This is a genomic window from Flavobacterium zhairuonense (assembly GCF_004352915.1).
GTDB lineage: Bacteria > Bacteroidota > Bacteroidia > Flavobacteriales > Flavobacteriaceae > Flavobacterium > Flavobacterium zhairuonense.
Map to the genome: position 1 here is coordinate 50,528 of NZ_SJSY01000071.1, position 20,421 is coordinate 70,948.

The following is a 20,421-nucleotide window of genomic DNA, read 5'->3' on the forward strand; positions in this document are numbered from 1 at the left end:
AAACGTAAAACGAGAAGATTCATTTTCAAAATTTAATATTTTTATTTAAATAAATTGCCTCCAGATTTAGCTGGAGGTTAAAGAAATATCATCAATAAGGGCTTTAGCCAAATAACAAAGTTTGGCTAAAGCCAAGAATATTCAATCCTAAATTCACCTCCAGTTAAAACTGGAGGCAACTGAATCTGATTTTTTTTCTGCTAAATCTGCTAAAATTTGTTTGAATCTGCGTGAAATAAATCAAGAAAATATCAATTGGTTTTCTCAGAAATCTCTTTTAAAACCTTATTCCTTTCCAAAAGAAAATTTGTCAAATGTCTTTTCAAAAACAAAACATCGAATAATTTTCCAAAAATCCCAAACGGAGTTTCATATTGCAATTTGTCTTTCATAATTGTAAAGCCATTTTCTTCTTCAAAAAAATGTTCATGTTTGAAGGATTTGAATTTGCCTTTTTCCATTTCATCTATAAAATAATCGTAGAAAATCATTTCTGTAATTCTGCTTTTATGAGTGAAATAAAACCCAAAATGTTTTCCTCGCCAAGTCACCGTTTCACCCAAACTTATTAAACCAGAAGTTACTCCATCAATTGCTTTCTCTTTTGAAGGACTTGCAGATTGCTGGTGAATTTCTATGTTTCTTGAAGCATCAAAAACGATTTGTTTTGGAGCTTTTATTTTGGTTGTGAGGTTTATTTTTGTCATGATTGGGGCTCTTTTTTTTCAAAATTTAATTTAAAAAACATACCTGTAATTAGAGAAGATAGAGAATATGAAATAGCAAAATCTAACCACATGTAGCCTATTATTAAATACATTGTAATAAAAATGCCAATAATTGACATTGAAATCAGAATTACTTTTGAATATAAAGCTGAAATTGCCTTTTTAGATAAAATCTGATACAAGTAAGCATTTAAAATATAAGTTGGGCTAGAGAAAATTAAGCTCATAAATAATGTCAGAGGATAAATTTCTAAAAGACCAATTATCTGATGAGAATTGGGAAATATATAAAAGAATGCTTGTGAGATGAAAGGAGCCAGTAATAATGTTGAAATACAATGTTTCAAAAAGTAATTCCAATTTGTATTTTCTGTTTTCATTTGTGTAATAAATTTTTAAAAGCCCTATCAATCTCTCCAAACTTAAACTGAAACCCATTTTCTAAAAGCCGTTTCGGAATCACATTCCTACTTTTCAAAACCAATTCCGTTTCGGTACGAATAAAAAAAGATCCAATTTCCAAAAAGAATTTGTTAAGCGGTATTCCAAATGGAAAACCGACAGCTTTTCGAAGTTTCTGCATAAAATCAGCATTTCGAATTGGAGTCTGAGAAACAATATTTATAATTCCTGTAATTTCTTTTTCAATTATAAAATCAACTGCATTAGCAAAATCTTTTTCATGAATCCAGCTCACAAACTGATTTCCATTTCCTTGTTTTCCTCCAAAACCAATTTTAGCCAAAGTTTTTAAAGGAATTAAAGCGCCTCCATTTTTCCCTAAAACAATTGAAGTTCGCAATGCTGTTTTTAAAGTATTTGGAGTTTCAGTTTTAAAGAACGCTTTTTCCCAAGATAAAGCTACATTTATAGAAAAGTCATTTCCGATTTCACCGTCAATTTCATCCATTTGTTTGTCTAATGAAAAACGGTAAATAGTTGCTGTTGAAGAATTCAGCCAATGTTTCGGCGGATTTTTACAATTTAAAACGGCTTTGTTTAAAATTTTTGTACTGTCAATTCTTGACCAAAGAATCTCTTTTTTATTCTTTTTGGTGTAACGGCAATCAACAGATTTTCCGGCAAGATTAATTAAAATTGTTGCGTTTTCTAATTTTTTTTCCCAGCCAGTAAAAGTTCTCGCATTCCAGTTTACATATTTTATCCCGTCAATTGTTTGAGATTTTCCTCGGGTCAGAATTACAATTTCTTCAAATTTATTTTTGAAGTGATTTACTAAAACTTGTCCAAGAAAACCGGTTCCAGATGCGATTACGAGTTTGTTCATTGGTGTGATTTTTTATAGCCACGAATTGCACAAATTTTCACAAATTTTTGATGCCACAGATTAAAAGGATTTTAATGATTTTTTGCCCAATTTATAAATCCGAATAATCACTTCAATCTGTGGCAAAAATTATAAAAATAAATTCGTGAAAATTTGTGTAATTCATGGCAACCCATTTTTATACATTTAATATTAAAATCAAAGCAAGAATTCGATAAAGAATCCAAGTGAAAGATAGGTAAAAAGGAAGTTTTAAAATTTTTACTCTTCTAAAATGTTCCAGAAACATGATGAAAACCGTTACTCCAAACCAACCCAAAATAATCATTTCCGGAAGTTGAATAAAATTACTCAAAATCAATATTGGACTTAAAATTAAACTTCCCATCAAAGAAATTGTCATGATATTTCCAGCATAATTTAGAATCGTTTGTTTGCCAAATTTTAAAAGAAATAAACTTTGAAAAACAATTTGTCCAAAAGCTAAAATGATTTCTCTTATAATATTGCTTTTTGGCAAACTCGTAATCAAATTAGAATAACCAAAAAGAATAAAAGTAGTCACGGTTAATGCAAATCCGATAAACAGAAATCGGTATTTATAATTGAAATCAGGCGTGCATTGCAATTTGTTTCCTTCTTTTAAATTTCCCGGAATAATGACTTTTCGGTTATAAGAAACAAAAGAATACATTTTTTTCAGAATGAAATGAATTGGTTTTATGGTTGCAATTTTTTCAATTAAAGGAAAAGAAAAACCAACAACTTTTATCAAACTATCAATTCCGTAAGTAACGGTTTTGGTTTTATTATCTACCAATGCAATTTCATTTGGAGCTCGTTTCAAGTCCACAAAATTTTGCTCTTCTTCAGATAATTGACAATATGATTTTCTTCCGTTTTCATCAAGCATTCCGCTTTTTACAAATCCAGTTGTATATAAATTGCAAAGCGGACAATCTTCATCATAAAGTAAAGTTTGGTTTTCTAAAGTTTTCATGATTTTTGGTTTTAAAGTTGAATAGTTTTATGCATATAACTTTTCTTCGACAGGAATCAGCTGAAGTTTTCTTTTATTCTTAACTGTAATTTTTGATCCTTTAGCCAGAAAAACAGAAGTTGGTTTTTGAGTTTGAAGAAATCTAAAATCACTTCCATAATTTTTCTCGAAATCAATAGCAACTCGATGATTTAAAACTTCCAATTGTTCCCATCTTGGGTGTGTCACTTCATATTCAAAAGTCGTTTCTTCATCGATTTTGGTGTATCCGAAATAATGTTCTGTGATGAATTCAGCTTCAGAATTAACTTCAATTTCTGTTGGAACATTTCTAGTTTCTAGTTCAATAGTATTCCATTTTGTATCATTTTTCCATTGATAAATGAAAGTATTGCCGTTTTCGTTTTCAATGATTTTATGTTTCATTTTCTGAGTTTCATAATGTTCCTGATACAAAGTATTGGCAATAAAAGTGATGGCTTTTTTAGGAACAATTTCTTTAATGAAAACTACTCCGCGTTTCCATTCGCCGTTTTCAAAACGTTTTACATAAAATCTCAAATTCACTTCTTCAAAATCAACATGAAAAGGAACTTTCAATCCTAAAACTTTAGTGTTTTTAAACATAAACCCAACCAAACTCACATAACATTTGTTGTTCCAAATGTCTATTTCAGTACCTGCTGGAAGATATTTTTCTAATACATTAGCATCAACTTCATAATTGAAAAGTGCTAAATTTTTCCATTCTGCTTTTAAGAAGTTCATTGGTTTGCTTTTTTATAGATTAATATTGATAGATAAAAGGCTAGTATTGGAGGTACTCCGAATAGTATATAGTTTAAAAAATTGTATAACTCCAATTTAGAAATCACTACAAGGGAAATGAAGAAAAGAAAAACACTTACTACATATATTTTAAGATTTTTATCTTGAGGTTCATCAACTAACATTTTTATCCCAATAATTACTTGAAATATTCCAGTAGGTATTAGTGCAAGCATTGCAATTGATATAAAGCCAATGTTAAATGTTGCGAGCAAACAAAAGAATAATGGGAATCCAACAAAAAAATAATTGAAGTAATTAATGTTTTTCATAGTTATTGATTGTTTTAAACTTTCAGAAATAATTGAAAGTTTGAATTAAATTTTTTTAGTTTGAAGATTTACTTCATCATTTTTATAACCAATTTTCCTAACCAATTTTCATTAAATTCAGTCATTTTGTCTAGCATATTATCTGCTTTTAAAACGAAATCATACAGTTTCGTTGTCTGATCAACAAAGTGTTTTTCTTCTGCAGAATCTTTTGCTTCGATTGTCGAAACTTCTTTTAAGATTTTAAGAGCTGGTTTGATTTCTCTTTTGCTTCTTTCTCTGGAAATTTTTGATGCCAGTTCGTCTAAATCTTTTTCAGCTGTAAAGAATTCTTTTCTTTCTCCGGCTTTGAATTCTTTATAGACAATTCCCCAATCCATTAAAGCTCTTAGGTTCATGCTGGCGTTTCCGCGCGAAATCTGCAATTCTTCCATAATGTCTTCCATAGAAACAGGCTCGTTCGAAACCATTAATAAAGCGTGGATCTGTGCCATCGTTTTATTAATTCCCCATTGAGAACCTAATGCTCCCCAGGTTTGTACAAACTTATTTTTTGCTTCTTTGAATTCCATAGATCAAATGTAAGTAAAAGTTTTTAAACTTTCAAAAATAATTGAAACTTATTTATCAACTTATAAAGTTATGTTAATTCAAGTCCCGTAATTGTTGATTAAGTAATGAGAAAATTATTTTTGTAAAAATCACATTTTATGGAATTATACTACACATTTTCGGTGCTGATTGTATTGGCATCTTTCTTCGCCTATTTAAATTTAAGATTTTTAAAACTTCCTGGAACCATAGGAATCATGATTATTGCTATGCTGGTTTCAGTCGGAATTCGTCTTTTGGGAGATTCTTATTTTCCTGCAACGACAAAGCATTTTTTTGATCTGATAAAAGAATTTGATTTCAACGAAATCCTTATGGGAGCGATGTTGAATTTCCTTTTATTCGCGGGAGCTTTACACGTAAACATGTTTGACCTTAAAGAGCAAAAAGTACCCATTATGATTTATTCGACAGTCAGTGTCGTTTTATCAGCCTTAATTATTTCTGTTCTGCTATATTATATAGCACCGCTTCTCGGAATTACTATTCCTTATATATTTTGTTTGGTTTTCGGAACATTAATTTCTCCAACTGATCCAATTGTGGTTTTAGGAGTTTTAAAAGAAGCAAAAGTTCCAAAAAGAATCGAAACCAAGATTGTTGGTGAATCATTATTTAATGACGGAGTAGCGGTAGTAATGTTTGCTGTTGTTTTAAAAATGGCAACCGATCCAACATTTGATGCTACTTTTGGTTCAATTAGTTGGTTATTTATCAAGGAAGGAATTGGCGGACTTTTATTAGGAGCTGTTTTCGGATTTACAGCTTCAAGAGTCATGAAAAAAATCGATGATTATAAGGTTTCGGTTTTAATTACCCTTTCTATCGTGACAGGAGGGTTTTTAGTTGCTCAAGCGTTGCATGTTTCTAGTCCGCTTGCAATGGTGGTTTCTGGATTGATTATTGGAAATTATGGTAAAAAAGTTGCGATGAGCGAAGTAACGAAAGATTATCTTGGCAAGTTTTGGGAACTTATCGATGAGATTTTGAATGCTGTTTTGTTCTTATTTATTGGTTTCGAATTATTATTGCTTCCAAATTTAGACAAACAGTTATTGACAGGGGTTATTGCCATTTTTATTGTGTTGTTTTCAAGATTAACGTCGATCGTTTTACCGTGGAAATTCTTCGACATATTCAAATTTTTCGGAATAAAATCGGCCTACAACAAAGGTTCGTTGATGGTTTTGGTTTGGGGAGGAATTCGAGGTGGAGTTTCTATTGCACTTGTACTCTCTATGCCTGAAAGTGAATATAAAAACTTGCTTTTAGAGGTGACTTATATAGTCGTTTTATTTTCAATTGTAGTACAAGGGCTTACTGTTGGGAAATTAGCTAAAAGAGTTTTGGAGAAGGAGTAGAGAAAATAGAATATAGAACCAAGATTAAAGATTTTATTTTTAGCCTATTTGAAAAAAGATCTGCAAGAATATTTGTAGATCTTTTTTTATGATCTTTTTTGTTTTGATATTTTAGTAAGATATGTTTTGCCTGAAAGATTTTTCTTATTTTTAATTTCTGATTCGGGTTGCGACTAAAATTTAGTTGCAAATTGAAGATTTAATGATAAATTTGTATGAGTAAGATTGATAAGCTTGTTGAAAGATTAAAATCAAAACCAAAAGATTTTTCTTGGGATGAAATGTTGAAAATTTTAAAGCATTTTGGTTACGAACAAATTTCACAGGGAAAGACTGGTGGTTCAAGAAGAAAATTTGTAAATGAAAACAAACAAATTATAAGTTTGCATGAACCGCATCCACAGAAAGTTTTGAAGGGATATCAGCTTGATATTATTATTGAACATTTGGAAATGTAAGATGAAAAACTATTTAGAATATAACGGATACATTGGTACATTAGAATTTTCTGCAGATGATAAAATATTCTTTGGAAAAATTCATGGTATAAACGATTTAATAACTTTTGAAGGTTCTTCGGTTACAGAATTGGAAGAATCTTTTAAAGAAGCTGTTGACGATTATTTAGAAACATGTAAATTATTGAATAAGACTCCAGATAAAACTTATAGAGGATCTTTTAATGTGAGAGTTTCGCAAGAATTACATCAAAAAATAGCCCTTTTGGCTTCTAGAAAAGGATTGAATTTAAATGAAGTTGTAAAAGAGGCTTTGTCTTATGTGGTCAAACATGAAGAAGTTTTAAACTAAAAAATCCGAAGCATTTCTGTTTCGGATTTTCTTTTATCGTTTATCTTCTTTAGAAAAGTTGGATTCTCCATTAATACTAATTTCTCCGCCTAAAAAACGAGGTTCTCGGTTTCTCAAAACATCAAAAAAAGATTTAAAAACTGAACCATATTCTCTAAAGCGAACATAATTATATCCAAGATATTCTCCTTTATTGGCAGAATATCCGGAAGATTTAATGCCAAGTTTTTGCCCAATATAAATCGCTCGGTTTAAATGATATTCCTGAGAAATTAAAGTTGCTTTTTTAATTTTGAAAATGTGTTTTGCACGATACATTGTTGAGTAAGTATCAAAACCAGCATAATCAATAAATATTTTGGTTGTATCAACGCCGTGATTGTAACAGTAGTTCTTCATTACTGTTAATTCATCATATTCATCACGGCCATTATCTCCCGAAAGTAAAATTTTATTGATGCGTTTTGCTTTCCAAAGCATAATTCCGGCGTCTAGGCGATCTTTTAAATATTTGCTTGGCTGATTTCCATTAATGCCTGCACCAAAAATAATTCCGACATCATTTTTAGGAAACTTTTTTATTGAATAATAAACGTTCTTTTTAGTAGAAGATTTTACATAATAATTTATCGCAACAATCGAAATCAATCCGATAATGGCAAGATAAAGCGCTATTTTAAAATATTTTTTCACGGCTTGTATTTGTAAGATTAAGATTTAAAAGACGAAGATAAGTAAATTTATTTCTAAGAAAAATCAAATAAAAAAACCGAAGCTTTTTTGCTTCGGTTTCAAAATTCGGTTCTCTAAGAAGCTTAGCAACTTAGAACCTTAGTATCTTAGAATCTTTACAACAATCCTGCTCTTTTCAATAAAGCTTCAGGTTTTGGTTCCTGGCCTCTGAAACGTTTGTATAAAGTCATTGGATGTTCTGTTCCTCCTTTTGAAAGTACATTATCTTTGAATTTCTTCGCTACTTCTGCATTGAAAATTCCATTTTCATGGAAAAATTCAAAAGCATCAGCATCTAGAACTTCAGCCCATTTGTAGCTGTAATATCCAGAAGAATATCCACCTTGGAAAATATGTGAAAAAGCGGTACTCATCGCGTTTTCTTTTACGTCTGGATACAATTGCGTGTTGGCAAATTGTTCTGTTTCGAAAGTTTTTAAATCCGAAATAGCAGTTGGATCTTGTCCGTGCCAAGCCATGTCTAAAAGTCCAAAACTTAACTGGCGCAATGTTGCCAAACCTTCTTGGAAACTTGCGCTTTCTTTAATTTTCTGAACATATTCAATCGGAATAATTTCTCCAGTTTCATAGTGATTCGCAAACAAAGCCAAAGCTTCTGGCTCATAACACCAGTTCTCCATAATTTGACTTGGTAATTCTACGAAATCCCAGTAAACCGAAGTTCCAGACAAACTTGGGTAGACTGTATCTGCCAACATTCCGTGTAATCCGTGTCCGAATTCGTGGAATAATGTTGTTACTTCATTAAAAGTTAATAACGAAGGCTTTGTTTCTGTTGGTTTTGTAAAATTACAAACGTTCGAAACATGTGGTCTTTCGTTTACGCCATCTTTTACATATTGAGATTTGAATGAAGTCATCCACGCGCCATTTCTTTTTCCTTTTCTTGGGAAGAAATCGGCGTAGAAAATCGATACTAAATTTCCATCATTATCTTTTACTTCGTAAGTTGTAACTTCTTCGTGGTATTTATCGATATCAAAAACTTCCGTAAAAGTTAAGCCGTATAATTTTTTGGCAACGGTAAACGCCCCGTCTAAAACTTTTTCTAATTGAAAATAAGGTTTAAGCTTTTCATCATCTAAATTAAAAAGCTGTTGTTTTAATTTTTCAGAATAATAAGCGCCGTCCCATTTTTCTAATTGTTCGATTCCGTCCAATTCTTTTGCGAAAGCAGTTAATTCTGCAAATTCTTTTTGAGCTGCTGGTTTTGCTTTAGACAATAAATCATTTAAGAAAGAGAATACTTTTTCTGGACTTTCGGCCATTCTTTCTTCTAGAACAAAATGCGCATGCGTTTTGTAACCTAATAAATTAGCTCTTTCGTGACGAAGTTTAGCGATTTTCAGAACATTTTCTTCATTGTTGAATTCATTCTTTTGAAAACCTTTCGCACCAAAAGCAATCGCCATTTTTTTACGCAGTTCGCGATTGTCAGCATAAGTCAAAAACGGAACATAACTTGGATGATCTAAAGTAAAGATCCAGCCTTCTTTTTCCTGATTTTTAGCTAATAATCTTGCCGCTTCGATTGTTCCTTCTGGCAAACCAGACAAATCTTTCTCATCGGTTAAATGCAATTCGAAGTTGTTGGTTTCGGCCAAAACATTTTCGCCAAACTGTAAACTCAATTTCGATAATTCTTTGTCGATTTCTCTTAATTGATTTTTCTTGTCTTCTGGCAAATTAGCTCCGTTTCTCGAAAAACTTTTGTATTTTTTGTCTAATAAAGTCGTTTGTTCTGGATTCAGATTCAAACTTTCTTTTTGATCGTAAACGGCTTTTACTTTTGCAAACAATTCCGCATTCAAACGAATGTCATTTCCTAATTCTGAAAGCCAAGGCGAAACTTCCTGAGCAATTTTCTGCATTTCGTCATTCGTTTCAGCCGAATTCAAATTGAAGAAAACACTAGAAAGACGATCCAAAATATCGCCTGAAAAATCCATTGCTACAATCGTGTTTTCAAAAGTTGGAGCATCTGGATTATTTACAATCGCATCAATTTCGGCTTTAGCCAAAGCAATTCCTTCCTGAAAAGCCGGAACGTAATCTTCGATTTTTATTTGCGAAAAAGGCGCTGTGTTATGTTTGGTGTTGAAATATTGGGTTAATACACTCATATTATTTATGCTGTTTAAAAATATAAAATTAGAAAATCATAATTTAAATTTCTTCGTATCCTGAAAAGTATTCCAAAAACGAAGCAATTCTAAATTAGTATTTTCGATACGGTAGTAAAGTGAAATGTGTTTTGTAATGACAGTTTTGTAAACATTTTTATAATTTGTTTTCAGAAATAAAACATTGTCATTTTTTAAAAGTGCAATTGTGGTATTTACTTTCTCAATGAAATTTTGAGCAACTTTTTCAGACCATTCGGCTTCCAAATAATCGATGTTGTTCCAAAAGTCTTGTTTAGCTTGTGGAGACCAAATTACATTCATTATTTAAAATATTTTGAATAACGATTTTTGGTTTCTTCCATAACAACATCATGTGAAATTCCTTCATTATTATCTAAAGAATAAATAGCCTCATTTATTTTGCTTTTTTGTTCTTCTGAAAGACTTTCTTTAGATTGAATGAACTCGACAATTTCCTGAATTAAATCAGGATTATCAATGTCTAAAACAATTTTAGCCAGCTCTATTTTAGAAGTTTGAATGTTCATTTTGCTTTTTTCTCAAAGTTAAGTTTTTCTTTTAGAAATTTTTATAAGGATTAGTTAATTCTTGGAATGAGCTATTTCGCAAAGTTGCACCAAGAAAAAAACACAGAGATTCACAAAATTTTGCGTTCCTCTGTGTCTTCTTTGTGTATCTCTGTGAAATTACTTTTTTAAACCTTCAGCCGCTTTATTAACTGCTGCTTTCAATTCTTCTTTATAAGAAATAATAGTATCTAAAACTTTTTTATCGTGGCTTCCGATGATTTGTGCTGCTAAGATTCCAGCATTTTTTGCTCCGTTTAAAGCTACAGTTGCAACAGGAACGCCACCTGGCATTTGCAGAATTGATAAAACAGAATCCCAACCATCAATAGAATTGCTTGATTTTACTGGAACTCCAATTACTGGAAGCGGAGACATTGAAGCCACCATTCCTGGTAAATGTGCTGCACCGCCCGCACCAGCAATAATTACCGAAATACTGCGATTGTGTGCATTTTTGCTGAAATCGAATAATTTCTCCGGCGTTCTGTGTGCCGAAACGATATCTACTTCAACTTCTACATTAAATTGTTTTAATATGTCGATTGCATCCTGCATAACTGGCATGTCGGAGATGCTTCCCATTATAATAGCTACTTTGCTCATTTTTTTTATTTAAAGATTAAATGATTGAAAGATTTAAAAATTAGTACATCAATCTTTAAATTTTTCAATCTTTAAATTTTTTAATTATTCTGAAATCACTTTAATAGTTTCTTTAACTTCCTGTGCAATTCTTCTTGCCTCAGCCATATTTTCATTTACGATCGTAACATGACCCATTTTTCTGAAAGGACGAGTTTGTTTCTTTCCGTAAATATGAGGTGTAACACCATCCCATCCTAAAATGGTTTCGATGTTTTCATACACAACATTTCCAGAATGACCTTCGGCACCGACTAAATTTACCATAATTCCGGCAACTTTGCTGTCTGTGTTTCCTAGGGGAAGATCTAAGATAGCACGTAAATGATTTTCGAATTGTGAAGTATAACTTGCTTCAATTGAATAATGCCCAGAATTGTGCGGACGAGGAGCAACTTCATTAACTAAAATTTCATCATCTTGAGTCTGGAACATTTCAACTGCTAAAAGACCAACATGATTAAAATTCTCTGAAACTTTTAAGGCAACTGCTCTCGCTTTTTCTGCTACTTTATCATCAATTCTTGCTGGGCAGATTACATATTCAACTTGGTTTGCTTCAGGATGAAATTCCATTTCTACAACTGGATACGTTTTCATTTCGCCTGATGGATTTCTAACTACAATTACCGCCAATTCGTTTTTGAACGGAACCATAGTTTCTGCAATGCATTCTACATTTGGCAATGTATCTAAATCTGAAATCTGGCGAACTATTTTTACTCCGTTTCCATCGTAACCAAATTCGGTGCATTTCCAAACAAATGGCAATTTGATTGTTGATTGTTGATTAACGATTTCTGATTTTAGATTTTCAAGGTTCTCAAATCTTTTGAAAGGTGCAGTTGGGATATTATTTTTAGCGTAAAAATCTTTTTGAACACCTTTATTCTGAATTCCTTTTAAGGTTTTTGGAGATGGATATACTTTTAAGCCTTCGTTTTCTAGTTGCGTTAAAGCTTCAAGATTTACCAATTCGATTTCGAAAGTCAAAACATCGACTTGTTTTCCGAAATTGTAAACCGTTTCATAATCCATTAGATCGCCTTGAAAAAACTTGTTGCATGCAATTTTACTAGGCGCTTCGTCGCTTGGATCGAGAACGTAAGTTTGTATATCAAATTTTCGGGTGTCAAACAAAAGCATTTTGCCTAATTGTCCGCCACCTAATATTCCTAATTTAAAATCAGAAGAAAAATAATTCATTTTGTGTTGTGTTTTTGCAAAGATACTTTTTAATCTTTTTTTAGCCAAAATTTAGTTTTTCTGCCACTCCCGATAGCTATCGGGATAAAAGGATTAGAAAGGATTTTTTTTGTTTGCCACGAATTACACCAATTTTCACTAATTAATTTTTAAAATCGAGTCAAAGAAAAATTCGTGTAAATTGGTGTAATTTGTGGCTGAAAAACTATTTGATTTTCTTCAAAACTTCTTTGGCGACGGCTTTGTAGGCGGGTGAATGGTCTCCGAAATCTTTATCAATAATCACTTTGAGTTCGGGATGAATCCAGTCGTAATAATTTCCGAGAATGTATAAGGTTCTGATAGAATAGGCTTTTGTGGCAACTTTGGTATCATTGATCAGCCAGTCGAAAGAGGCTTCGATGCAGTCTTGCAAGTTTTCTTCTGAAAGTTGAATCCCGTTTTCGTTTTTCTTGTAATGCGATTTTACCAAAAGCTGAACGACTTTTGCAATAGGACGCATGGAACTCTCGTCTTTTAAAATTTTCAGATTGGAACAGAAAAAATCAAGATGAGGTTGAAGCCAATTTAATTCTTCGTAAGAAACAAATTCTAAAATCCAACAGGCTTTATGATTGTTTTTGTCTTCGGGTGAAAAGCAAATCGAAACCAACTCGCTAAAAAGTGAAGGATTTTCTAAAACATCCTGTGCCGTTTTGAGACGATTTTCTCGATAAGCATTGACATAATCCAGTTTTTTCTGCAGTTCGGAAAGCATTGTTTTTGATGTTTAATACGTCGCTAAAATAAGTAATTTAATGAGATAATTCCGTAATAGTTTATTGGTAGACCTGGATAATAGAATCTTGGCTGTGCATTTCCAACTCCTGTTGCATTGGTCAAAATCATTGAAGCGTATTTTTCGTTCCAGACATTATTTATGCCTGCGTCTAAATGTGCGTTTAATCCATATAAAATCTCAAATTGATAGCCTGTTTTTAAATTCAAAAGCGAATAAGAATCAGAATAATCTGCATTAGAATCGTTCATTGGGATTTTATCTGTAAACTGGAAATCGGCTGAAAAGTAAAAGCCTGAATTAGTATTTAAATTAAAACCTGCACTTGCCGTATTCGCTGGAACTCCGGTTAATTTGTTTCCAGAATAATCATTTCCGTTATCGACAAATTCTTTGAATTCATAATTTCCTATTGAAGCACCTACGTAAGAGTTTAAATTGAAAATTCGATTTATTGCCCAATTATGATTTAACGAAATCTCAATTCCTTCATGAAACGTTTTTCCGGCATTTACACCTTCGTATTGATCGTCTCCGATTCTTTTGGCAACCAATAAATCTTTAATTTCCATTCGGTAAATGGCAATTTCGGTGTAGAGTTTTTTATTGAAAAAATGCAGTTTTCCGCCCAATTCGAAATTGTAACCTGTTTCGGGTTTAATGTCAGAATTGATATTTCCTGCTGCCGTTAAAGTTTCTTCGGTTGCAGGAAGAGAAAATCCTCGACTTACAGAAAAGTAAAAAGTTCGGATTTCATTCGGTTTAAATAAAAAAGAAAATTGTGGCGAAAAAATCCCATCATAATTATATTTCTCTTTCGGATTATTCGCGGAAGGGGGAAAATTATTCTGCAATTCAAATTTGGTTTTGTTATAATTTAAACCCGCCTGAATTTCAAAATGTTCAGAAAGCAAAGTCCTGATCTGCGAAAAAATATTGTAAAAATCTCTTTTTTGATCTGTTGCTGTAAGTTGATCGCCTTGTAAACTTCCATTTCCGTTATTTTGCTGATAAAGATTTTGAAAAGTATTTCCGCTGTAATTATCTCTGAAATATTCCAATCCAGCAATAAATTGATTTTTGATTTTTCCGATTTTAAAATCTCCCGAAAATTGTGTTCTAGCGCCCGAAGCAAAAGTATATTGACGCAAAATATCAAAAGGGCGAGGTTCGTTACTGTCTTTATAATTGATAAAAACGGAAGTTGAATTTTGAAGATTATCGTTTAATTTAAAATCATAAGCCAATCCTGCCAAAGTCGATTTGTATTCTTTGAATCCTTTTGAAGCAACCCAAGTTGGCGCGCCCGCTTGCGGATTATTGTCGAAAGTAGTTTTGTTAATCGAACTCGGAATGTATGCTTTTAGATAGGTATAATTAGAAAAGTAAGTCAGTTTACTATTTTTCTTTCGAAATAATTCTCCAGAAAGCGTAATTCCTTCGCGATTGTAAGCGCTGTTTTCACGCCAGCCATCGGTTTTTAAATTGTGATAACTCAGATTTAAAGAAGCATTTTTTTCATTCAAATTAAAACCAATTCTGTTTTTCAATAATCCAAAAGAGCCAAAAACAGAACTGATTTCGGCTTGATAAGTTCCTCTATTAAATGTTTCAGGCGAAATCAAAATTGCTCCGCCCAAACCCGCGCCGTAAATACTCGAAAGCGGACCTTTTATCACTTCAAACTGATTGATATTTTGAAGATCGATATCGTCAATTATGGTTTCGCTGTTTCCGGATGTCAGCGGAATATTTCCATAAAAAGCTCTGATTTTATTCGTCCCATAAGGAGTTCTCGCGCCAATTCCGCGAATCGAGATTCGGGTTGTGGTAATATTCGACGATTGCATAAAAACACCAGGAATCGTATTAATGACATTACTTATGTCTGTGGTATTATTTCGAAGTAATTCTTTTTCAGATAAAATGCCAATTGAAGCTGGACTATTCTGTAAATCTCGATTAATATGTAATGGACTTATTAAAACTTCATTCAGTTTTTGAGTTTTAACAGAATCAATATTTTGGACTTCTTTTTCTTGTGCTGTTAGATTTTGGATGATAGTAAATGCAAAAAGAAGAAGAAAATATTTTTTGAAAATCATAAAAATGAAATTTAAAAATGAAAATTTTAACCACAAATTCCGCAGATTCACACAAATTAATTTGCAAAAATTGGTGCAATTTGTGGTTAAATACAATTTTATTTCGCTGTAACTTTCCAAAGCGTATTTCCGCTATCGTCATTAACTAAAAGCGATCCATCATTCATAACTGTAACCGCAACCGGACGCCCGTAAACTTCCGCTTTATCATTATCAGAAATAAAACCAGTTAAAAAATCTTCTGGTTTTCCCGAAGGTTTTCCATCTTTAAAAGGAACAAATAAAACTTTATAACCCGAAATTACAGATCGGTTCCAAGAACCATGCTGACCAACAAAAGCACCATTTCTGTATTTTGCCGGAAAAGCATCTTTTGTATAAAAAGCCAATCCCAAAGAAGCAGTGTGTGGACCAACCGGAACATCTGGAACAATTGCTTTTTTGACCAAATCTTTTCGTTCGCCTTTCCATCTTGGATCAGGAATACTTCCAAAATAAGAATACGGCCATCCGTAAAAACCGCCTCTTTTTACACTCGTAATATAATCTGGAACCAAATCATCGCCTAGTTCATCTCTTTCATTTACCGCTGTCCAAAGTTCTTTTTTGTTGGCGGGATTCCAATCCATTCCCATTGGATTTCTAAGTCCGTCAGCATAAATTTTTTCACCAGTTCCGTCAGGGTTGATTTCTAAAATTGCTGCGCGACGAATTTCTTTATCCATTCCGTTTTCGCCAACGTTGCTTCCTGAACCAACACCAATATAAATTTTTGTTCCTTCAGGATTCGCAAGCAAACTTCTTGTCCAGTGATTGTTATATCCGCCAGCAGGAAGTTCAACAATTTTGGTGCCTTGGGTTTCTAATTTTAAAGGAGCATTTTTATAAGGATAACGGTAAAGTCCGTCGGTATTTGCAATGTAAAAAAAGTCTTTAAGAATCAGCATTCCTAAAGGTCTGTTTAATCCTGAAATAAAAACTTCGCGAGTTTCATATTTTCCATCTTTATCCTTGTCGCGCAAAACTATAATTTGGTTTTTGCTTGTTCTTGTGCCACTTTCAACAACAAAAATATCATTGTTTGGACCAATATAGCTCCAACGCGGATTGCTAAAACCGTCAGCAAATTTTGTAACCGTAAAACCTTCTGGCGCAATTGGTGTTTTTCCTTCTGGCCAGCCAATTATCTTACTGTTGTTTCGGCTAGATTCGGTTGCGTAGGGCGGAGGAAGTGTAATATCTCCAATAGCAGTTTTTACAACATTTGCAGGTTGTTTCGAAAGGGCTTCTTTTTCTTCTTTACTTACCTGTCCGTGACATGCTGTAAGAATTAAAAAAGCCGAAAAAATTTGTATTGTGGTTTTCATTAGGGTTCGTATTAAAGTTTTGAAGGCCACAATTTACTAAAATTAAAAAGTTTTTTTCCGAAAAGATGTACTTAAAGTATTTAAAAATGCTCAGACAGTTTATTTTGATATTTACAGTTAAGTTGTAATTCTGTATCTTTGTCCATTATTTTAAATTTAAAAATAATGATACAACTTCACGATAAACAATTTGTTCCGTTTATTTCGGCTAAAGAAATTGATTTTGCTTTAACTAAATTAGTGGCTCAGGTAGAAGATGATTTTGGAGATGATACACCAATTTTTATTGGAGTTTTGAACGGAGCCTTTATGGTTGTTGCCGATTTTTTGAAAAAGTATAAAAAACCATGCGAGGTTTCATTTATCAAAATGGCTTCGTATGAAGGTACAGAAACTACAAATTCGGTTAAAGAATTAATCGGAATTAATCAGGATTTGTCAGGCAGAACCGTTGTCATTATTGAAGATATTGTCGATACCGGAAATACGATCGAAGAATTAAAGCATTTGTTTAAAGCGCAAAATGTAAAACATTTTAAAGTCGCAACATTGTTCTTTAAGCCTGAAGCGTATAAAAAAGACATGAAAATAGATTATATCGGAATCAGAATCCCGAATAAATTTATTGTCGGTTACGGATTAGATTACGACGGTTTGGGAAGAAACCTTACTGAAGTTTACAAATTAGCAGAATAATTAAAAACAAACACAACTAAATATTCATTTAAAGACTTCTGAAAAAAGAAGTACAACACTCATTTCAATTATGATTAACATCGTTTTATTTGGAAAGCCTGGTGCAGGAAAAGGAACGCAGGCAGAATTTTTAAAAGAAAAATACAATTTAACGCACCTTTCAACAGGAGATATTTTTCGTTTCAATTTAAAAAATGATACTGAGCTAGGGAAAAAAGCAAGAGTTTTTATGGACAATGGAGAATTGGTTCCTTGCGAAGTAACAACTGCAATGTTAATTGATGAAGTAAAAAAACACCCAGAAAGTGCAGGATTTTTGTTCGACGGATATCCAAGAACTTTAGATCAAGCACAAGCTTTAGATAAGTTTTTGCCAACAATTGGATCAAGCGTAACGGCAACAATCGCTTTAGAAGCTGATGACGAAATTTTGGTAAAACGTTTGTTGGAAAGAGGAAAAACAAGTGGAAGAGCTGACGATCAAGACGAAGAAAAAATTCGTGTAAGATATCAGGAATATAATGAGAAAACAGCTCCTCTTATTGGATACTATAAAGAACAAGGTAAGTTTTATGCCGTAGATGGTATTGGAACTATTGAACAAATTACAGAAAGATTAACGTCTGTTATAGATAATTTGTAGAAAATTCTCGATGGCTGTCGGGATTCCTAAAAGCTATTTTTCTAAGCATAAAACAAGCTTCCAAATGAATGCGGTTTTTTGTTTAGAAAAATTAGTTTTTTAAAAAATAGCCAAAACAAGAATATCTAAATACAGCGAACCAAACAAATAACGAATCTACTAAACATTGGAAATACTAATAATATTTTTTCTAATACTATTAAACGGAGTGTTCTCTATGTCTGAAATTGCACTGATTTCGGCCAGGAAAAATAGACTAGAAACCGCCGCAAAAAAAGGAAATAAAAGCGCCAAAATTGCACTCGATTTGGCAAATTCGCCAAACAAGTTTTTATCGACAGTGCAAATCGGGATTACTTTGATTGGGATTTTAACAGGTATTTATAGTGGTGATAAAATTACATTAGATGTAGAAGGATTTGTTGGCGGATTTGCAGTTTTAAAGCCATATGCGCATTCAGTTGCAGTAGGGATTGTAGTTGTAGTGCTGACTTTTTTCTCATTGGTTTTGGGAGAATTACTTCCAAAACGAATTGGATTAAATTATCCAGAATCAATTGCAAAAATGGTGGCGATGCCAATGAAAATCATTTCGATCATCACGGCACCTTTCATTTGGCTTTTAACGACTTCGACAGATTTTTTATTGAATATTTTTCAAATAAAACCAACTGCCGATGGAAAAGTTACGGAAGAAGAAATTAAAGCCATCATTAAAGAAGGAACCGAAGTTGGAGAAGTTCAGGAAATTGAACAAGATATTGTGGAACGTGTTTTTCACATTGGAGATCGAAAAGTGAGTTCATTAATGACACACCGAAAATCGGTAGATATGTTGCCTTTAAATGCAGACAAAATCAAAATCAAAGAATTGGTAGTTCAGGATTTGCATGCGGTTTATCCGGTTTACAAAGACAATTATGATGATATTGTTGGTGTTGTAACGTTAAAAAATATTTTTGCCCATATCGAAAACGATAATTTTGATTTGGCTTCAATAATGTATGAAGCACCTTATTTGATGGAGCAAACTACGGCTTATAAAGCGTTGGAAAATTTCAAAAAAACGGGTGTACATTATGCGTTGGTTTCAGATGAATATGGCGTTTTTCAAGGTATGATTACGTTGAATGATATTTTGGAAGCGTTAGTAGGCGATGCATCAGAATTTTATAAAGACGAGTTCCAGCTTATAGAAAGAGAAGACGGTTCATGGCTGGTTGACGGACATTATTCGTTGCACGATTTCTTGACGTATTTCGAGTTAGACGAATTAACCAACGATTACGAAGTAAATACCGTAAGTGGCATGATCATGACCGAGCTTTCTCATATTCCAAAAGAAGGAGAAAAATTGGTTTGGCAGAAATTCGTTCTGGAAGTCATCGACATGGACGGTGTTAAGATTGACAAAGTGCTTGTGAGAGCGCTTAAAGAGTAAAAAGAGTTTTCAGTCACAGTTTTCAGTCGCAGTTTGCGCTGAAAATTTAGACTGATACTGAAAAATAAATAAAATAGAATTTAGAAATAGAAGCTAGAGAAATCTAAAATCTAAAATCTAAAATCTGAAATTCAGAAAAATGACAGAAGGAAATTTTGTAGATTACGTTAAGATATATGTTTCTTCCGGAAAGGGAGGAAAAGGTTCGACGCATTTACATAGAGAGAAATTTATTGAAAAAGGAGGTCCAGACGGTGGAGACGGTGGCCGTGGAGGACATGTGTATTTAGTTGGAAATAAAGGACTCTGGACATTATTTCATTTAAAGTTTGCACGTCACATTAAAGCTGGTCACGGTGGAGACGGAGGTTCTGACAGAAGTACAGGAGCAGATGGAGAAGACAAAATCATTGAAGTGCCACTAGGAACTGTTGTAAAAGACAAAGAAACTGGTGAAACACTTTTTGAAATTACAGAAGACGGAGAAAAAAGAATCCTTGCAAAAGGGGGAAAGGGAGGTTTAGGGAACTGGCATTTTAGAAGTTCAACAAATCAAACGCCTCGTTATGCACAGCCAGGTTTATTGGGTGTTGAAATGGATGTAATTTTAGAATTAAAAGTTTTGGCCGATGTCGGTTTAGTTGGTTTCCCAAATGCTGGAAAATCTACATTACTTTCTGTGTTAACTTCAGCAAAGCCAAAAATCGCTGATTATCCGTTTACGACTTTAAAACCAAATTTAGGAATTGTAGCGTATAGAGATTTTCAATCTTTTGTAATTGCCGATATTCCTGGAATTATTGAAGGCGCAGCTGAAGGAAAAGGTTTAGGTCATTATTTCTTGCGTCATATTGAACGTAATTCAACGTTGCTTTTCTTAGTTCCGGTTGATGCTACAGATATTAGAGCAGAATACGATATTTTGGTTAACGAATTAACGAAATACAATCCTGAAATGCTAGACAAAGAGCGTTTGGTAGTAATTTCAAAATGCGATATGCTGGATGACGAATTAAAAGCAGAATTGAAAGCAGAACTAGATGTTACTTTCAAAGATGTCCCTTATATGTTTATTTCATCTGTTGCTCAACAAGGGCTTACAGATTTGAAAGATAAACTTTGGAAAATGCTTAACGAGTAAAAAAAACGTTTAGTTATAAAAATACAAAACCCGA

Annotated in this window: 23 protein-coding genes; 7 read left to right on the top strand and 16 right to left on the bottom strand. The window is 32.8% G+C overall.

Annotated features, from left to right (window positions below; all coding sequences use genetic code 11):
- Nucleotides 1-251: 251 nt before the first annotated feature.
- From EYY60_RS09135 to EYY60_RS09165, 7 genes are all read right to left on the bottom strand, one after another.
- Complete coding sequence (locus EYY60_RS09135) at nt 252-707, bottom strand: SRPBCC family protein (protein WP_132989072.1); 456 nt, start codon at nt 705-707, stop codon at nt 252-254.
- Nucleotides 704-1,108 (bottom strand): hypothetical protein, encoded by a 405-nt coding sequence (locus EYY60_RS09140; RefSeq protein ID WP_132989073.1) that lies wholly within the window; start codon nt 1,106-1,108, stop codon nt 704-706. The genes EYY60_RS09135 and EYY60_RS09140 overlap by 4 nt, the downstream gene beginning before the upstream one ends.
- Nucleotides 1,105-2,016, bottom strand: a complete 912-nt coding sequence (locus EYY60_RS09145) for a TIGR01777 family oxidoreductase (RefSeq protein WP_132989074.1) — start codon at nt 2,014-2,016, stop codon at nt 1,105-1,107. The genes EYY60_RS09140 and EYY60_RS09145 overlap by 4 nt, the downstream gene beginning before the upstream one ends.
- 178 nt (nt 2,017-2,194) lie before the next feature.
- Complete coding sequence (locus EYY60_RS09150) at nt 2,195-3,016, bottom strand: thiol-disulfide oxidoreductase DCC family protein (protein WP_132989075.1); 822 nt, start codon at nt 3,014-3,016, stop codon at nt 2,195-2,197.
- Between the two features lie 27 nt (nt 3,017-3,043).
- A complete protein-coding gene (locus tag EYY60_RS09155; protein ID WP_132989076.1) occupies nt 3,044-3,784 on the bottom strand; it encodes a YqjF family protein in 741 nt (246 codons plus the stop codon).
- Nucleotides 3,781-4,116 (bottom strand): hypothetical protein, encoded by a 336-nt coding sequence (locus EYY60_RS09160; RefSeq protein ID WP_132989077.1) that lies wholly within the window; start codon nt 4,114-4,116, stop codon nt 3,781-3,783. Before EYY60_RS09160 ends, EYY60_RS09155 begins: the two co-directional genes overlap by 4 nt.
- Before the next feature lie 68 nt (nt 4,117-4,184).
- Nucleotides 4,185-4,688 (bottom strand): GbsR/MarR family transcriptional regulator, encoded by a 504-nt coding sequence (locus EYY60_RS09165; protein ID WP_132989078.1) that lies wholly within the window; start codon nt 4,686-4,688, stop codon nt 4,185-4,187.
- A gap of 138 nt (nt 4,689-4,826) precedes the next feature.
- On the opposite strand from EYY60_RS09165, the gene EYY60_RS09170 reads away from it, so the two are divergent.
- The 3 genes from EYY60_RS09170 to EYY60_RS09180 all read left to right on the top strand — a co-directional run bounded on the left by EYY60_RS09170 (nt 4,827) and on the right by EYY60_RS09180 (nt 6,899).
- Nucleotides 4,827-6,089, top strand: a complete 1,263-nt coding sequence (locus EYY60_RS09170) for a cation:proton antiporter (RefSeq protein ID WP_132989079.1) — start codon at nt 4,827-4,829, stop codon at nt 6,087-6,089.
- 215 nt (nt 6,090-6,304) lie between these two features.
- The gene (locus tag EYY60_RS09175) at nt 6,305-6,547 is read left to right on the top strand and encodes a type II toxin-antitoxin system HicA family toxin (RefSeq protein WP_132989080.1); all 243 of its coding nucleotides are present in this window, start codon (nt 6,305-6,307) and stop codon (nt 6,545-6,547) included.
- A 1-nt stretch (nt 6,548) separates the two neighbouring features.
- Nucleotides 6,549-6,899, top strand: coding sequence for a type II toxin-antitoxin system HicB family antitoxin (locus EYY60_RS09180; protein WP_132989081.1), 351 nt, complete (start codon nt 6,549-6,551; stop codon nt 6,897-6,899).
- A gap of 33 nt (nt 6,900-6,932) precedes the next feature.
- Here the strand turns inward: EYY60_RS09180 and EYY60_RS09185 are convergent, their stop codons facing one another.
- The 9 genes from EYY60_RS09185 to EYY60_RS09225 form a co-directional block, all read right to left on the bottom strand.
- Nucleotides 6,933-7,592 (bottom strand): SanA/YdcF family protein, encoded by a 660-nt coding sequence (locus EYY60_RS09185; protein WP_132989082.1) that lies wholly within the window; start codon nt 7,590-7,592, stop codon nt 6,933-6,935.
- A gap of 155 nt (nt 7,593-7,747) precedes the next feature.
- The gene (locus EYY60_RS09190; protein WP_132989083.1) at nt 7,748-9,775 is read right to left on the bottom strand and encodes a M3 family metallopeptidase; all 2,028 of its coding nucleotides are present in this window, start codon (nt 9,773-9,775) and stop codon (nt 7,748-7,750) included.
- A 36-nt stretch (nt 9,776-9,811) separates the two neighbouring features.
- Complete coding sequence (locus EYY60_RS09195; RefSeq protein WP_132989084.1) at nt 9,812-10,099, bottom strand: type II toxin-antitoxin system RelE/ParE family toxin; 288 nt, start codon at nt 10,097-10,099, stop codon at nt 9,812-9,814.
- Nucleotides 10,099-10,326, bottom strand: coding sequence for a hypothetical protein (locus tag EYY60_RS09200; protein WP_132989085.1), 228 nt, complete (start codon nt 10,324-10,326; stop codon nt 10,099-10,101). Before EYY60_RS09200 ends, EYY60_RS09195 begins: the two co-directional genes overlap by 1 nt.
- Nucleotides 10,327-10,485: 159 nt before the next feature.
- Complete coding sequence (gene purE, locus EYY60_RS09205; protein WP_132989086.1) at nt 10,486-10,971, bottom strand: 5-(carboxyamino)imidazole ribonucleotide mutase; 486 nt, start codon at nt 10,969-10,971, stop codon at nt 10,486-10,488.
- An 84-nt stretch (nt 10,972-11,055) separates the two neighbouring features.
- Entirely contained in the window at nt 11,056-12,216 is a 1,161-nt protein-coding gene (locus EYY60_RS09210) for a 5-(carboxyamino)imidazole ribonucleotide synthase (protein WP_132989087.1), read from the bottom strand.
- Nucleotides 12,217-12,421: 205 nt separating this feature from the next.
- Nucleotides 12,422-12,973 carry a hypothetical protein gene (locus tag EYY60_RS09215; RefSeq protein ID WP_132989088.1) on the bottom strand — a complete coding sequence of 184 codons (552 nt, stop codon included), beginning with the start codon at nt 12,971-12,973 and terminating at the stop codon, nt 12,422-12,424.
- A gap of 23 nt (nt 12,974-12,996) precedes the next feature.
- Complete coding sequence (locus EYY60_RS09220) at nt 12,997-15,099, bottom strand: TonB-dependent receptor (protein WP_132989089.1); 2,103 nt, start codon at nt 15,097-15,099, stop codon at nt 12,997-12,999.
- A 98-nt stretch (nt 15,100-15,197) separates the two neighbouring features.
- Nucleotides 15,198-16,466 (bottom strand): PQQ-dependent sugar dehydrogenase, encoded by a 1,269-nt coding sequence (locus EYY60_RS09225; protein ID WP_132989090.1) that lies wholly within the window; start codon nt 16,464-16,466, stop codon nt 15,198-15,200.
- 165 nt (nt 16,467-16,631) lie between these two features.
- Here EYY60_RS09225 and hpt point away from each other — a divergent pair, with 165 nt between their 5' ends.
- From hpt to obgE, 4 genes are all read left to right on the top strand, one after another.
- Nucleotides 16,632-17,162: a hypoxanthine phosphoribosyltransferase gene (gene hpt / locus EYY60_RS09230; RefSeq protein ID WP_132989091.1), complete on the top strand. Its 531-nt coding sequence runs from the start codon at nt 16,632-16,634 to the stop codon at nt 17,160-17,162.
- A gap of 70 nt (nt 17,163-17,232) precedes the next feature.
- Nucleotides 17,233-17,805: an adenylate kinase gene (locus EYY60_RS09235; RefSeq protein ID WP_132989092.1), complete on the top strand. Its 573-nt coding sequence runs from the start codon at nt 17,233-17,235 to the stop codon at nt 17,803-17,805.
- 166 nt (nt 17,806-17,971) lie between these two features.
- Nucleotides 17,972-19,246, top strand: coding sequence for a hemolysin family protein (locus EYY60_RS09240; RefSeq protein ID WP_132989093.1), 1,275 nt, complete (start codon nt 17,972-17,974; stop codon nt 19,244-19,246).
- A gap of 139 nt (nt 19,247-19,385) precedes the next feature.
- Nucleotides 19,386-20,387 (top strand): GTPase ObgE, encoded by a 1,002-nt coding sequence (gene obgE, locus EYY60_RS09245; protein ID WP_132989094.1) that lies wholly within the window; start codon nt 19,386-19,388, stop codon nt 20,385-20,387.
- Nucleotides 20,388-20,421 lie beyond the last annotated feature (34 nt).

Excerpts from the sequence above, each read along its gene's own strand:
- EYY60_RS09135 (WP_132989072.1), bottom strand. The coding sequence starts at position 707 with ATGACAAAAATAAACCTCACAACCAAAATAAAAGCTCCAAAACAAATC.
- EYY60_RS09140 (WP_132989073.1), bottom strand. The coding sequence starts at position 1,108 with ATGAAAACAGAAAATACAAATTGGAATTACTTTTTGAAACATTGTATT.
- EYY60_RS09145 (WP_132989074.1), bottom strand. The coding sequence starts at position 2,016 with ATGAACAAACTCGTAATCGCATCTGGAACCGGTTTTCTTGGACAAGTT.
- EYY60_RS09150 (WP_132989075.1), bottom strand. The coding sequence starts at position 3,016 with ATGAAAACTTTAGAAAACCAAACTTTACTTTATGATGAAGATTGTCCG.
- EYY60_RS09155 (WP_132989076.1), bottom strand. The coding sequence starts at position 3,784 with ATGAACTTCTTAAAAGCAGAATGGAAAAATTTAGCACTTTTCAATTAT.
- EYY60_RS09160 (WP_132989077.1), bottom strand. The coding sequence starts at position 4,116 with ATGAAAAACATTAATTACTTCAATTATTTTTTTGTTGGATTCCCATTA.
- EYY60_RS09165 (WP_132989078.1), bottom strand. The coding sequence starts at position 4,688 with ATGGAATTCAAAGAAGCAAAAAATAAGTTTGTACAAACCTGGGGAGCA.
- EYY60_RS09170 (WP_132989079.1), top strand. The coding sequence starts at position 4,827 with ATGGAATTATACTACACATTTTCGGTGCTGATTGTATTGGCATCTTTC.
- EYY60_RS09175 (WP_132989080.1), top strand. The coding sequence starts at position 6,305 with ATGAGTAAGATTGATAAGCTTGTTGAAAGATTAAAATCAAAACCAAAA.
- EYY60_RS09180 (WP_132989081.1), top strand. The coding sequence starts at position 6,549 with ATGAAAAACTATTTAGAATATAACGGATACATTGGTACATTAGAATTT.
- EYY60_RS09190 (WP_132989083.1), bottom strand. The coding sequence starts at position 9,775 with ATGAGTGTATTAACCCAATATTTCAACACCAAACATAACACAGCGCCT.
- EYY60_RS09195 (WP_132989084.1), bottom strand. The coding sequence starts at position 10,099 with ATGAATGTAATTTGGTCTCCACAAGCTAAACAAGACTTTTGGAACAAC.
- EYY60_RS09200 (WP_132989085.1), bottom strand. The coding sequence starts at position 10,326 with ATGAACATTCAAACTTCTAAAATAGAGCTGGCTAAAATTGTTTTAGAC.
- purE (WP_132989086.1), bottom strand. The coding sequence starts at position 10,971 with ATGAGCAAAGTAGCTATTATAATGGGAAGCATCTCCGACATGCCAGTT.
- EYY60_RS09210 (WP_132989087.1), bottom strand. The coding sequence starts at position 12,216 with ATGAATTATTTTTCTTCTGATTTTAAATTAGGAATATTAGGTGGCGGA.
- EYY60_RS09215 (WP_132989088.1), bottom strand. The coding sequence starts at position 12,973 with ATGCTTTCCGAACTGCAGAAAAAACTGGATTATGTCAATGCTTATCGA.
- EYY60_RS09220 (WP_132989089.1), bottom strand. The coding sequence starts at position 15,099 with ATGATTTTCAAAAAATATTTTCTTCTTCTTTTTGCATTTACTATCATC.
- EYY60_RS09225 (WP_132989090.1), bottom strand. The coding sequence starts at position 16,466 with ATGAAAACCACAATACAAATTTTTTCGGCTTTTTTAATTCTTACAGCA.
- hpt (WP_132989091.1), top strand. The coding sequence starts at position 16,632 with ATGATACAACTTCACGATAAACAATTTGTTCCGTTTATTTCGGCTAAA.
- EYY60_RS09235 (WP_132989092.1), top strand. The coding sequence starts at position 17,233 with ATGATTAACATCGTTTTATTTGGAAAGCCTGGTGCAGGAAAAGGAACG.
- obgE (WP_132989094.1), top strand. The coding sequence starts at position 19,386 with ATGACAGAAGGAAATTTTGTAGATTACGTTAAGATATATGTTTCTTCC.